At 35.9% G+C, this 14355-nt stretch carries 10 protein-coding genes; 5 read left to right on the top strand and 5 right to left on the bottom strand.

The window, feature by feature from the left end; all coding sequences use genetic code 11:
• The first annotated feature begins 116 nt into the window (after window positions 1–116).
• A complete protein-coding gene (locus Q8X41_RS14475) occupies window positions 117–1301 on the top strand; it encodes a pyridoxal phosphate-dependent aminotransferase (protein WP_397536968.1) in 1185 nt (394 codons plus the stop codon).
• A 136-nt stretch (window positions 1302–1437) separates the two neighbouring features.
• Here Q8X41_RS14475 and Q8X41_RS14470 read toward each other — a convergent pair whose 3' ends face one another.
• From Q8X41_RS14470 to Q8X41_RS14460, 3 genes are all read right to left on the bottom strand, one after another.
• The gene (locus Q8X41_RS14470; RefSeq protein WP_397540277.1) at window positions 1438–2637 is read right to left on the bottom strand and encodes a glycine C-acetyltransferase; all 1200 of its coding nucleotides are present in this window, start codon (window positions 2635–2637) and stop codon (window positions 1438–1440) included.
• A gap of 460 nt (window positions 2638–3097) precedes the next feature.
• Window positions 3098–3805, bottom strand: a complete 708-nt coding sequence (locus tag Q8X41_RS14465) for a response regulator transcription factor (RefSeq protein WP_397536967.1) — start codon at window positions 3803–3805, stop codon at window positions 3098–3100.
• Window positions 3795–6452, bottom strand: coding sequence for a DUF4118 domain-containing protein (locus tag Q8X41_RS14460; protein ID WP_397536966.1), 2658 nt, complete (start codon window positions 6450–6452; stop codon window positions 3795–3797). Before Q8X41_RS14460 ends, Q8X41_RS14465 begins: the two co-directional genes overlap by 11 nt.
• A gap of 267 nt (window positions 6453–6719) precedes the next feature.
• Here Q8X41_RS14460 and kdpF point away from each other — a divergent pair, with 267 nt between their 5' ends.
• From kdpF to kdpC, 4 genes are read left to right on the top strand one after another with little or no spacing between them, the layout of a single operon-like run.
• Window positions 6720–6797 carry a K(+)-transporting ATPase subunit F gene (kdpF, locus tag Q8X41_RS14455; protein ID WP_397540276.1) on the top strand — a complete coding sequence of 26 codons (78 nt, stop codon included), beginning with the start codon at window positions 6720–6722 and terminating at the stop codon, window positions 6795–6797.
• 15 nt (window positions 6798–6812) lie between these two features.
• Window positions 6813–8516 (top strand): potassium-transporting ATPase subunit KdpA, encoded by a 1704-nt coding sequence (gene kdpA / locus Q8X41_RS14450; protein ID WP_397536965.1) that lies wholly within the window; start codon window positions 6813–6815, stop codon window positions 8514–8516.
• A 14-nt stretch (window positions 8517–8530) separates the two neighbouring features.
• The gene (kdpB, locus tag Q8X41_RS14445; protein ID WP_397536964.1) at window positions 8531–10576 is read left to right on the top strand and encodes a potassium-transporting ATPase subunit KdpB; all 2046 of its coding nucleotides are present in this window, start codon (window positions 8531–8533) and stop codon (window positions 10574–10576) included.
• A 15-nt stretch (window positions 10577–10591) separates the two neighbouring features.
• On the top strand, window positions 10592–11200 hold the full coding sequence (gene kdpC / locus Q8X41_RS14440) for a potassium-transporting ATPase subunit KdpC (RefSeq protein WP_397536963.1): 609 nt from the start codon (window positions 10592–10594) through the stop codon (window positions 11198–11200).
• 141 nt (window positions 11201–11341) lie between these two features.
• On the opposite strand, the gene Q8X41_RS14435 is transcribed toward kdpC, so the two are convergent.
• On the bottom strand, window positions 11342–13459 hold the full coding sequence (locus Q8X41_RS14435; RefSeq protein WP_397536962.1) for a choice-of-anchor J domain-containing protein: 2118 nt from the start codon (window positions 13457–13459) through the stop codon (window positions 11342–11344).
• A 246-nt stretch (window positions 13460–13705) separates the two neighbouring features.
• On the bottom strand, window positions 13706–14335 hold the full coding sequence (locus Q8X41_RS14430) for a YitT family protein (RefSeq protein ID WP_397536961.1): 630 nt from the start codon (window positions 14333–14335) through the stop codon (window positions 13706–13708).
• Between the last annotated feature and the right edge of the window lie 20 nt (window positions 14336–14355).

The following is a 14355-nucleotide window of genomic DNA, read 5'->3' as shown; positions in this document are numbered from 1 at the left end:
TCACTAAATCGTTTTTTAATTCAGAAAATTTCTTTTCTTCTATTCTAGCTATATCTAATTCAAATGTATAGTACATGGACTTAGCACTTTTAACTATCAATTGGAGGGAAATATTTATGGAGTTATCAACAAAACTAAAAAATTTACCGAAACAATTCTTTGCACACCTTGTTAAACAAGTAAGTGACGCCGTTGCAGAAGGAAGAGATGTAATTAATCTAGGACAAGGAAATCCAGATCAGCCTACACCAGCACATATCGTAAAAGCAATGCAAGAAGCAACTGCCAATCCGCAACTGCATAAATATTCACCTTTCCGCGGATTACCTGAACTAAAGGAAGCTGTCGCTCACTTTTATAAACGAGAATACGATGTGGACATTGACCCTGAAACAGAAGTATCCATTCTTTTCGGTGCAAAAGCTGGTCTCGTTGAATTACCTCTTGCTCTATTAAATCCTGGAGATACAATGCTACTCCCAGACCCTGGCTACCCTGATTATTTATCAGGTGTGACATTAGCAGATGTCCAATTTGAAACAATGCCACTTTTAGCAGAAAACGATTTCCTTCCAGACTACGAAAAGCTTTCTGAAGATATAAAAAAACGTGCAAAATTAATGTATTTAAACTATCCCAATAACCCAACAGGCGGTATTGCTACAAAAGAGTTCTACCAGGAAACAATCAAACTGGCAAAAGAAAACGATATAGCAATTCTACAAGATTTTGCTTACGGTGCAATTGGTTTTGAAGGTAAAAAGCCAATTAGCTTCCTCCAAACTGAAGGGGCAAAAGAAGTCGGCATTGAGGTCTACACATTATCTAAAACTTATAATATGGCAGGATGGCGAGTAGGTTTTGCAGTTGGTAATGCACAGATAATTGAAGCTTTAAACCTTATACAAGATCATCTCTTTGTTAGCCTATTTCCAGCCTTGCAATTAGCAGCAGTTGAAGCTTTAACTGGGGATCAAACTTGTGTTACAGAGCAAGTAGCCCTATACGAAAATCGACGAAACGTACTTATCAAAGCGTGCAACGAAGCTGGTTGGCCTGTAACAGCACCAATGGGTTCCTTCTTTGCATGGCTTCCTGTTCCTGAAGGTTATACAAGTCAACAATTTGCAGATTTACTATTAGAAAAAGCGGATGTGGCTGTCGCTGCAGGTAATGGCTTTGGAGAATATGGCGAAGGTTATATACGAGTAGGGTTATTAGTAGATGAACAGCGACTAACTGAAGCCGTAAAGCGCATTGAAAAACTAAATCTATTAAAAAAACCTGCTGAACTAGCATAAGAATTAACGATTATTAAAAATTCATAATACACATAATGGCTATAAGCAAAAATAAAAGTTGTGGATAAGCATAACTCCTTATCCACAACTTTTTATTCTTAAGTAAACTCAATTTATCTTAAACAGATTTCAATGCTTAGGAAATAACCCCGAGCTCTTTCCCTACTTTTTCATAAATAGCTAAAGCTTCGTCTAACATTTCCTTCGTATGAGCAGCAGTTGGCATATTACGTACGCGACCAGTGCCTGTTGGAACAGTCGGGAAGACGATTGCCTTTGCATAAACACCTTCTTCAATTAGACGAGATGAAAATTGTTGTGTAAGTTTTTCATCACCGATAATACATGGAGTAATCGGTGTTTCAGAATGGCCAATGTTAAAGCCAAGCTTTTGCAATCCTGCTTTTAGGTAGTCACCATTTTCCCAAAGCTTGTCACAAAGTTCTGTAGAATCAATTAACATTTGAACTGCACGAGTAATCGCAGCTACATCACCTGGTGGTAGAGCTGTTGAGAACAAGAATGGACGAGAACGGACTTTTAACCAATCAATCAGGTTTTTCTTACCCGCTACATAACCACCAACAACGCCGATTGCTTTTGATAGAGTTCCAATTTGGAAGTCGATTTCATTTTGTAAACCAAAATGTTTAACAGTACCTTTCCCTTTACCTGTTACACCTGAGCCATGTGCGTCATCCACATATGTAATAAGGTCGAATTCTTTTGCGATTTCTACTATTTCAGGGAGTTTTGCAATATCTCCATCCATTGAGAAAACGCCATCCGTAATAACCATAACTTTATTGTAAAGACCTGATTCAGTTGCTTCTTTCGCTTTTTTGCGAAGATCCTCCATATCAGAGTGATTAAATGCAATAATTTTCGCTTTTGATAAGCGACAACCATCAATAATAGATGCGTGATTGAGTTGGTCAGAAAGAATTGCATCATTTTTATCCATAACAGCGGAAATAGCTGCCATATTACAGTTGAAGCCAGATTGATAAGAAATCGCAGCTTCAGTTCCTTTAAATTCTGCCAATTTTTCTTCTAATTTAACGTGTAAATCAAGTGTACCGTTGATTGTACGAACTGCACCTGCACCTACGCCGTAAGTATCAATTGTTTTTTTAGCAATTTCTTTTAATTCATGATTGGTTGCTAAACCAAGATAATTATTTGAAGATAGGTTGATCAGTTTCTTACCACGAACTTGAATAACTGGCCCATTGGCACCTTCGACTGGATCGATTTCATTGTATAAGCCTTGGTCATGAAGCTGTTGTAAATTGTCGTTAACGAATGTATTGAGTACGTTTGACAAGGTCATCATCCCTTTCATGCGATTATACCGATATTGTAGCATATACCTCTTCCGTTTTGTACTCCTGAAAAGAACCATTATAAAAACATCATATATATTCCTTTATAAAGAGGCAGTTAATGTTCTTTCTAAAAATACAGTTGTATTTTTTAAAAAGTAATCCTGCTATTAATGAAGTGGAATTAGCTCCGCTTTCCGTGGGCGAACTGATGAGCCTCCTCGCTGCGCTCCGGGGTCTCATCTAGCTCGTTTTCCCACAGGAGTCTCCGCTAATTCCACTTCAACGAAGATAGCTATACCAGATTTTTATCATAAATTAACATCTATTTTACTTTTTCAGTACCCTGCAAGATTTACTGCAGGAGTCTCGCACCGCGCCCACATTTCTTTTCTATATGTACTAAAATCCAAAATATATAAATATTTTAATATTGAGAGGCTGATCTACTTATTGAACAGCCCCTTATCATTAATCATTTTTCTCCCAATGAATCATGCGATAACCAATCCGAATATGCGTTTGAATAAACTTTTGCTGATTTACATTTTTCTCAATTTTTTTTCGGAGTGTAGCCATGAAGACACGCAAATTTGGTACGTCAGTGTCGAGCGCATCTCCCCAAACTTGTTTTAATAAATAGTTGTGAGTGAGCACTTTGCCAAGATTTTTACTTAATGTTTCTAAAAGCTTGTATTCATTTGGTGTAAGATGGATTTCCTCATGATTAACAAACACGGTATTGGATAAATAATCTATTGAGAGTGGTCCATTTGTAAATGTGGGTTGCTCTTTTTCTAAACCTTCATTAGTAACTGAACGTCTTAGTGCAACACGTATGCGAGCAAGCAATTCATCAACACTAAATGGTTTTTCAACATAATCATCTGCTCCCATATCAAGCGCCTTAATCTTCTCGGTTTCTTCACCACGAGCGCTGACAACAATAATTGGAATTTTCGACCAAGTACGTACTTTTAGGATAATGTCGATACCATCCATATCCGGTAAACCAAGGTCTAAAATAATGACATCTGGATGTGTTGAAACAACTTCCTTTAATGCATCAATGCCCTTTGTAACAAGTTTATAATCGTAGTCGTGAAGCTCTATAGTCATTTTAATAAGATTTCCGATGGCAATATCATCTTCAACAATAAGAATTTTTTTACGATTCATTCACTACACCTCCTTTTTTCAAACAAAAGCTGAAAATCGCTCCATGAGGAATATTATCTCGAACAGTTAATTCACTTTCATGCAATTTTAAAATGGTTTGACAAAGGGATAAACCAATACCCAGCCCGCGTTTTGCGTCACTTTGTTCCATTTGACTCTTTTTAAATGTTTGAAACAGTTCTTTCTTTTGTCCATCTGAGATACCCTTTCCTGTATCTCGAACTTCAATAAGGACATCATCTCCCTTTTCAAAAGCGAAAATAGCGACACTACTTTCGTAAGGAGTATAGCTTACCGCATTGTCAAGTAAGTTTATAAGTACTTGCCCAATTAACCGTGTGTCCATATGTGCCAAAAGAAATTCAGGTTCAATATGGACCTGAATTGGTCGGGTACTATTTTTTGAAAGTTGGTAAATTGCATCGTTAATAACATCTTCAATCAATTCCTCTTGAATTTGAAGAGGAAAATGTCCATTACTTAACTTTGATACAGCAAGTAAATTTTCTACCAGTTGTACAAGCCGATTGGAATTGTAATAAATGTCTTCATACAGTGTTTGGCGCTGATTTATAGACATATTGTAATCATTCGTTTTCAAAATATCCGCATGTCCCGAAATACTTGTAAGTGGTGTTCGCAAATCATGTGAAATAGAGCGCAACAAATTCGATTGAATTTGTTCTAATTCTTTTTCACGGCGTACATTCTCATTAATACGCAGTAGCTGCCATTTATCAAGTGCGAACGAAAAATCATTCAAAATAGCATACAATATTTGACGTTCAAAAGTCGGCAATTGTCCTTTTTTATGAAGTGAAATACCGATTACACCTGTAACCTTATTATTTGAAAGAAATGGGACGTAATAACCGTAAGCTTCTTTAAAAACATCCGTTGTCATGCCTGCAACACGTTCATTATTTATAACCCATTGCACGATGGCAAGCTCATTTTTATTGTTGAATTCATTCTCCTGTTCCTTATTCTGCGCCGAAGAAAGCAAGGGTGATTTATAAAATGTATGCTTTATAACTCGTTTATCCTTAATACTGTAATAGCATACTGGGAGTTCAGTAAGTTTAACAATTTCTGAGGAACCTTCTTCAATCAATTGTTCAAAAGATGATGCAGATTGTAGCTTACGATTGGTTTCCAGTAACGTTTCCATACGATAGGATTTTTGAATGGCTTGTCGTTCTTGCATTTTCACTTTTTTTGTTAAGCTACTTGTAATGACACCCGAAACAAACATGATAATAAAAGTCATTGGATAATCCTGATTGTACGCTTCAAACGAAAAGATTGGTTTCGTGAATAGGAAGTTAAAGCTCAATACTGCAACGAGTGAACTAATAATGTTCATTACCCAGCTAGTTGTCCAAATAGCTACTATCAATACACCTAAGATATAAATCGTAATAATATTTGCTTCACTAATCCCGAGGGATTTAAAGAACATCCCAACAATCGACGCGATGCTAAAGATAAGAATCATCTTAAGTAAGTCAAAAGGTTGTAGTTTGAAATCTGTTTTATAATCCATCTTCTTCTTTGGTGTATTTTCTTGATCTGGGACAATGTAAATTGATAGATTCGGTAAAAGCTCATTTAACTTATCAGTAATTTTCGATCTTCCCCAAATGGTTGCTTTCGTTATCGTTCTTCCAATAACAAGCTTTGTTACACCACTTAATTGAGCATAATTAGCAATTGCCGTAGCAATGCTGTCCTCTTGAACTGTAACAACATTGCCCCCTAATTGCTCAGCTAGCTTCAAATTTTTCTTTAATCGTTCTTCATTTACTTGAGACATTGCTTGGTTGGTATCTCGCTCTACATAAAGTGCGGTAAATTTACCATGTAATGCTTGTGCAAGTCTAGCAGCAGTTCGAATTACTTTTGCATTCGTAGGAGAGCTACTAATCCCCACCAATATATGTTCTAGCACATTATTTTGCATAGCATTTACATATGAGTTGTTCGTTTTATTGTGAATTGTATCAGCAATTCTTCTTAACGCAATTTCCCTTAATGCTATAAGGTTATTAATTTGAAAGAAATGATTTAAAGCTTTCTCTACATACGTTTTTTTATAAATCTTGCCTTCTTTTAATCTTTCAATTAACTCATCAGGTTCAATATCGACGAGTTTAATCTGTGATGCTTGGTCGATAATTGCATCTGGGATACGTTCACGAACTTTAATATGCGTTATTTCTTCAACAAGGTCATGTAGACTTTCAATATGCTGAATGTTTAGAGTGGTATACACATTAATCCCCTGATTTAGTAGTTCCTCTACATCCCCATATCGCTTGGAATGCCTAAGATTAGGTGTATTGGTATGAGCCAATTCATCAATTAAAACAAGTTCAGGTGCACGCCGAATAATGCCATCTAGATTTAATTCCGTAAAATGTTTTCCCTTATATGAAATAGACTTTGTAGGTACTACTTCAAATCCTTCTAGCAGCTCCATTGTTTCTTTACGAGGATGTGGCTCTATATAACCAATGACAACATCTGTCCCTAGTTTAAGTTGCTCTTTTGCTTCTTTTAACATGGTATAAGTCTTTCCAACACCTGCTGCATAACCCAAAAATATCTTTAACTGACCACGCTTATGATTTGAATATTGAGTCACTTCAACATCCCCCTTGCCTTCATTATAATTACTTTCCACACAAAAAGGACGTTCTTTCAAACATCTTAACGCCATCTTAATGTCTTATCTAAAATCCAAACACTACATTAATTTCTTTTCACCTATAGTAAAACCAATCACAAGCAAGAAAGGATGTGCAAAATGTTGGAACTATACATGATTTTCATATTAATAATAAGCTTTACGAGTCTTTTTGCTTTAACAACATGGTGCTACAAAGAAGTTGAAAAGTAGAGGTGAAATCTAATGTGGATCTTATTAACAATCATGATTATTTTAATCGGATATCTCGTACACGCTTTACTAAATCCAGAAAAGTACTAAAGGAGGTCCTTTACCATGTGGCAAATTACGATTGTTTTGCTTATCTATTTACCACTCGTCCTTATCGCTGGACGCTACTTATATAAAGTTACGATGAAGGAAAAGATGTGGGGCGATGGTTTCTTTAATCGAGTGGAGAACATCATTTATAAACTGAGCTCAATTAAACAAGAGGATATGACAGGTAAACAATATATTTTCTCTTTACTATTTTCAAATGCTGTAATGATTGCTATTGGATATTTCATTTTACGTATCCAATCCGCACTTTTTTTAAATCCCAATGATATTGGAAATATGGAAACGACATTATCGTTTAATACGATCATTTCCTTTATGACGAATACGAATCTTCAGCATTATAGCGGCGAATCGGGTTTAAGCTATCTATCTCAAATGCTTGTAATAATCTTCATGATGTTCACGTCTGCAGCATCAGGCTATGCCGTATGTATGGCTTTTTGCCGAAGACTAATTGCTAAAACAGACGTACTTGGTAATTTCTACGTTGACTTTGTACGTGTTATTACCCGTATTTTATTGCCTTTATCTTTTGTTGTTTCTCTTATTCTCGTATCGCAAGGTGTCCCTCAAACGTTTAAAGAGAATATTACTTTAACTACGATTGAGCATAAACAACAAGACATTGCGTTTGGACCCATTGCTGCAATGGAATCAATTAAACACCTAGGAACAAATGGAGGTGGTTTTAATGGAGCGAACTCATCCACACCATTTGAAAATCCAACTGTACTATCAAATATAGTAGAAATGCTTTCGATGATGTTACTGCCAGGGGCTTGTGTTGTAACACTTGGTTTAATGATTGCATATCGGAAAAAACGTGATAAAAAAGTTTGGATAGGAAAACAAGGAGCTTCGATATTCATAGCTATGAGTATCATCTTTTTAATGGGGGCTGCAGTTGTATATCTAAGTGAAAAATCAGGTAATCCAGCAATCCATGCAATTGGTATTGATGATCATACAGGCAATATGGAGGGCAAAGAAACACGCTTCGGTATCGCGCAATCTTCATTATTTACTGCTGTAACGACGGCATTTACAACAGGAACTGTAAATAATATGCATGACACGTTAACACCCCTTGGAGGTTTAGTACCATTATTCAACATGATGCTAAATGTCGTATTCGGCGGTAAAGGTGTTGGCTTGATGAATATGATGATGTACGTTCTTCTTACAATCTTCATTGCATGTTTAATGATTGGTCGAACACCACAGTTTTTAGGGAAGAAAATCGAAGCAAAAGAAATGAAACTCATTGCTCTTTGTATTTTAATTCATCCTACTATTATTCTTGGTTTCTCAGCATTAGCAGTTATCACAGCTGGTGGAGTTGCTGGGATTACAAATCCAGGTGCTCATGGCTTATCACAAGTACTTTATGAATTTGCATCATCTTCTGCGAATAACGGTTCAGGATTTGAGGGATTGGCAGATAACTCAACATTTTGGAATGTAACAACCGGCTTGGCTATGTTTTTTGGCCGCTATACATCCATTGTACTGCAAATCGCTATTGCTTCATTACTAGCGAAAAAAATCGTACACAATGAATCAGTCGGTGCATTGAAAACAAATAATGCGACATTTACTTTATTCCTAGTCGCGATTGTCCTCGTTGTTGGTGCATTAACATTCTTACCATCACTTGCACTTGGACCAATTACGGAATTTTTACAGCTTAACTCATGAAAAGGAGTGAGAACATGGGAGCAAAAAAGAATGGCCTCTTAACAAAGGAGATTGTAGCCACTTCATTCGTAAGTGCTTTAAAAAAATTTAATCCAATATATATGTTAAAAAACCCTGTTATGTTTGTCGTAGAAATCGGCTTTTTCCTCGTTGTACTGTTATCAATCTTTCCTTCTCTATTCCATGCAGGAGAAGAAAATCTACGTTTATATAATTGCGTTGTTGCAGTTGTTTTATTTTTAACGATTTTGTTTGCAAATTTCGCAGAATCAATAGCACAAGGTCGAGGGAAAGCCCAAGTTGCCACTCTGAAAAAAACCAAATCTTCTACATCTGCAAGAGTGATTATAGATGGAAATGAAGTAATGAAACAAGCTAGTGAACTTACACATGGTGATATTGTGATCGTTCGTGCAGGTGAAACAATCCCAAATGACGGTGAAGTAGTTGATGGAATTGCAACTGTAGACGAATCAGCTATTACAGGTGAATCTGCGCCAGTCGTGAAGGAAAGAGGTGGAGACTTCTCTTCTGTTACAGGAGGTACGATTGTCACAAGTGATGAATTAACCATTAAAATCACTTCACTTCCAGGAGAGTCCTTTTTAGATAAAATGATTTCTCTTATAGAAGGAGCAAATCGGAAAAAGACTCCGAATGAAATTGCATTAAGTACATTGCTCGTAAGTTTAACCATTATCTTCTTATTAGTGGTTATGACGCTTTATCCAATGCTGCAATATTTAAACATCGACATTTCAATTGCAACTTTAATCGCATTAACAGTATGTCTTATTCCAACGACAATCGGCGGATTACTATCTGCAATTGGTATCGCAGGAATGGACCGCGTAACACAATTTAATGTGATTGCGATGAATGGGAAAGCAGTAGAAGCATGTGGTGATGTAGATACATTAATTTTAGATAAGACAGGGACAATTACTCACGGGAATCGTATGGCGACAGCTTTTCTTCCTGTATCTGGTGTTAACCAAGAAGAATTAACAGCTGCAGCGTATTTAAGTTCATTAACAGATGACACACCGGAAGGAAAATCAATTATTGCTTTAGCTAAGGAACAAAAACTTGCTGTGCAAGATGTCGAACAGATTATTCAATCAAGTGAGCATATTCCATTTACTGCACAAACACGAATGAGTGGCCTCAATACAGCAGATGGTGAAAGGTATCGAAAAGGTGCTTATGACACGATTAAGAAAGAAAGCAAGGCTGTACCGAGAGATTTAGAAAAACTTATTCATGTTGTATCAAACGAAGGTGGAACGCCTTTAGTTGTCATGAAAAATGAAATGATTCTCGGTGTGATTTACTTAAAAGATGTTGTGAAGTCTGGTTTGAAAGAGCGCTTCAAACAGCTACGTGAAATGGGGATTAAAACCATTATGTGCACAGGAGATAATCCACTAACAGCTGCAGCAATTGCCAAAGAAGCTGGAGTTGATGGTTTCATTGCAGAAAGCAAACCAGAAGATAAAATTCAAGTCATAAGAGATGAACAAAAACTAGGAAAAGTTGTCGCTATGACTGGTGATGGTACGAATGATGCACCAGCACTTGCTCAAGCAGATGTTGGAATGGCAATGAATACAGGTACAAACTCTGCCAAAGAAGCAGCAAATATGGTTGACCTAGATTCCGATCCAACTAAAATTATTGAAGTCGTTGAAATTGGGAAGCAGCTGTTAATGACTCGAGGAGCACTAACAACATTCAGTATCGCAAATGATATTGCGAAGTATTTTGCGATTATCCCAGCAATTTTACTAATTGGCATTCCAGAGATGAATCGTTTAAATATTATGCACTTAGACTCTTCAACAAGTGCTATTCTTTCAGCACTTATTTTCAACGCCATTATCATCCCCCTACTCATTCCTGTGGCGATGAAAGGTGTGCAATATAAAGCGATGAGTTCATCAAAACTATTGATCAAAAACAGCATAATTTACGGAGTTGGCGGTGCGATAGTTCCCTTCATCGGCATTAAAGTAATCGATATTATTATTGCACCAATATTAAAAATGATAGGAATTTAGAGAGGAGTCATGACGATGAAAAAAATATTTCCACAAATCAAGGTAGCTTTTTTAACATCTGTTGTGATGATGATTATCTGCGGCCTTATTTATCCATTTGCTGTAACTGGTGTTTCACAACTAGTTTTCCATGATAAAGCAAATGGTAGTCTGATTAAGATAGATGGTAAAGTAGTAGGATCGAAATTAATCGGCCAAACCTTTGAAAATCCAGCTCATTTTATTAGTCGCGTTTCAAGTGTGAATTATAATGTATATGAAAAAAATGATCCAAACTATACAGGTGTCAGTTCTGGAAACTTTAACTACGCTCCATCTAATCCAGAGTTGACGAAACGAATGAATGACAGTGTAGATGAATTTTTAAAGAACAATCCATCTGTCTCTAAAAAAGATATTCCTGCTGATTTAATGACTAGTTCCGGATCTGGGCTAGATCCACATATTTCAATTCCTTCAGCTGAAATACAAATTGATCGTATTGCAGCAACATCTCATTTATCGAAAGAAGAGGTGCAAAATATTATAAAAGAGGCCACATCCAAAAAGGTATTTGGTGTGTTAGGAGAAGATAAAATGAATGTGTTAGAGGCTAATATGTTAATAGATAAAAAGATGAAGTAAGAAAGCATACTAACTGCCTATTTCAAGAAATTTTCAATTTAACATAAAAATATTAAAAAGCAGAAACGAAAAACAAATTATCTTGTTTTTCGTTTCTGCTAATATAATTTGAAATTAATAGACAGTATTCATTACATAAGATTATTTATTTTTACCTTTTTGATTTCCTTTATTCGGTTTATCTCCTTTTAAGATAACCTCATAAGAGAAATCTAATGGATTCAGTTGTCCTGGTTTTGCTGCATAAGAAGTAATCATCTTCACATTGCCTTCTTTTAATATTTTCTGAATATCAAGAGCTTGAGTATCTGTTACATTAAATGGATTCACATGATAAACACGCTCTTTACTATTTTTCTTTGTTTGGATAAAAGTCACGACATAATCAAGGTATTCTTTTTTCAATTGACCAATAGATTGGAAACCATCAGTTGATGTACCTGATTTTGATAGACCAATTTCAGGGATGCTAATGTTTTTCACATACCAACCAGCTTCTTCTGAACCCCAATCCGTCATATAACGGAATGCAATTAACACTTTCTTTCCTGCATATTTGGATAAGTCAAACGTTTCAGGAGTCCATTTTTTATTCGTTCCTGTAAAGCCAGGTAGATTAGCTTGTGTATTTGGATAACCTTCTGTAGTAATATCAGATCTTGTATGATCATTTGCTAGACTTGTCCATGTTTCCCCATTATCTGTGGACACTTGAACAGCTCCGAAATCCCATTGCTCTTCAATTTGATAATAGTGATCAAAGTTCAATGTTGCTTTGTTAGTAGAAGATAAATCTGCTTCAAAGATCATTTGATTATCAGCTTGGCTACCCGTATTGCCCCATAAAACTTGTTTACCAGAACCAAGTGGATCTGCAACAGTTTTCCATTGTAGTGGTAAGAAATCAGCACCATTAAACTTCATTCCTCTAATTTCTTTTGTAAAATCAAGTGATTTGAAATCTCCTCCCCAAGCAGGGACACCCTGTTTTTCATACACTTGTGCTTTTTCAAAATCAATTGTTTTGCCACGTTTTGTACCTTGTCTATCAACCACTAAATCACGTAAATCAATGCTATCAATATTATAATTTTTGCTTACTGTGCTATCATCTAGAGCAAGAGCTGTCATGAAGTTTTGATAAACTTTCGTAAAGTCTTTATTCGTTTTGTATTGTTTTAAAACATTCTCAATACTTTCAATGCCTTGGGAAGTACCATCAGTTGCTAATGATTTGATAAAGTCATGTCCAAATTTATCATATAGATAAAGCATGAATAAATAAACTTCACCGTAATCAGCGATTGTTTCTGGACCTGTTTCTGCACTATTATGTTCATCCCAGTTTACCAGTGAGTTTTCAGGGTGATCAAGGAAGAAATTAATCGAACCATCATCATGTCCATAACCGCCTAGATATTCAGCGAAAGTAGACATCCCCTCATTAACCCATGATTCCTCAGATGGATCATTATCCGCTTGAATTAGATGTTGTAATTCATGGATTGTTGTGCCAAAGAAAGTAGATTCTAAGCGAGTATCCCATGAACTTGTATCGATTGTAATAATATTTCGATTAATATATTTTTCTATTGTCTGCCAGAAGAAACCCGCCACAAAGAATGGATAGTTAGGATTATTCCATCCCTCATCTTGAATATTGTCAACCAGCATAATGACTTTGTTAGAACCTGTATAGTAGTCTTTTGGCAATCCAACCATTCCTGGTAATGGAGATTTGGATCCATCTAACGCATCCGGTGTACCAAAGAAACTTGTTGCTTTCGGATAAATATTTTTGTCAAACTCATCACGAAGCTTGTCCACTTGCGCTTGTGTTACGACATCTGGATTTCGAGGATTATCTGGACCATATGCTAAATCGTGTGCAACCCATACTTCAACATTGTCGCCAACACTTCGTAACGTGAATTCCTTAAGATCTAAATTCCTATTTAAAAATAATTTGGTACCACCATCGTATGTGAAGTTAGGATCTGTCTCTGCATCAGATGTTGCTAGAGCCTTCGCTTCACTAGCCTGCTCTTTAATCTTTTCCTCAGCTTTCTTTTGGAAATCAGCACTTTCAGTTTGCTTGCTCAGCTGATGATCGATATCAATTCGATCACCATATCGATCTGTATTCCAATTTTCATAAGACTTTGTTTCTGCACTTGCATCTTTACTCGCCAAAGGACTCATCAACGATAGTACTAAGCTACTCGAAAGAACTAATGATACCCACTTAACTTTTTTCAAAGAAAAACCCCTTCCGTCCATTATTTTGAAACACTTACATAATTTATTCTAACATTATTGAATATTCAGAAAATGATGCTGCGGTAGGATTTTTTTTAAGTTAAAAGGGTGCCTAAATGCATGATATGATATGTAAATAAAACCATAAATAAAATTAGAAAACTGTTATTAAATACATATTTTATCGACAAAAAAAGAGTCTCCCTAAAGATCACTTAAGGAAAACTCCTTTTCAAATTCTCTATATTAGAAAAATGCAACTTGTTCGTCACCAATACACTTCATCAATAATTTACGACAAACTCCAAGAGACAATTGAACAATAGGACCAAGTGCAAATACCATAATTATTGTCCCAATTCCAACAGGTCCTCCAAGAAGATAACCTGCAAATGCAACAACAATTTCCATAATCGTACGCGCTAAAGTAATACTACAGTGAAATTTTTCTACTGCAAGAAGCATTAAACTATCACGAGGACCTGCACCTAAATTAGCAGAAATATAAATACCTCCACCCACTGCGATTAAAATAACCCCTAAGATAAAGTCCATAAATTGAAATGAGATCTCATGAACATCTGGTAATAACCAGTTGAAGAAATCAATAAATACTCCGATGAAAATCATATTCAAAAATGTTGCGATTTTCGGGAATTGACGTAAGCCGATTGAAGAAATTGTAATAATAGTAATCCCTGCAATATCGGACCATGCTCCAATCGATAAACCAAAATGATTATATAAACCAATGTGTAGAACATCCCAAGAGCCTACACCAAAACGTTGGCCTTTTACAGTTAACGCAATACCAAGGCCAATGACCATAATTCCTGTAAAAAAGAATAGCCAACGCCATCTATCTGCTTTTTTCATATAAATCCTTCTTTCTACAA

This window comes from Rummeliibacillus pycnus (assembly GCF_044359855.1).
In the GTDB taxonomy this organism is placed as follows: domain Bacteria; phylum Bacillota; class Bacilli; order Bacillales_A; family Planococcaceae; genus Rummeliibacillus; species Rummeliibacillus pycnus_A.
Note: the sequence above shows the minus strand (reverse complement) of the source record. Positions and strands in the feature narration are given on the sequence as shown.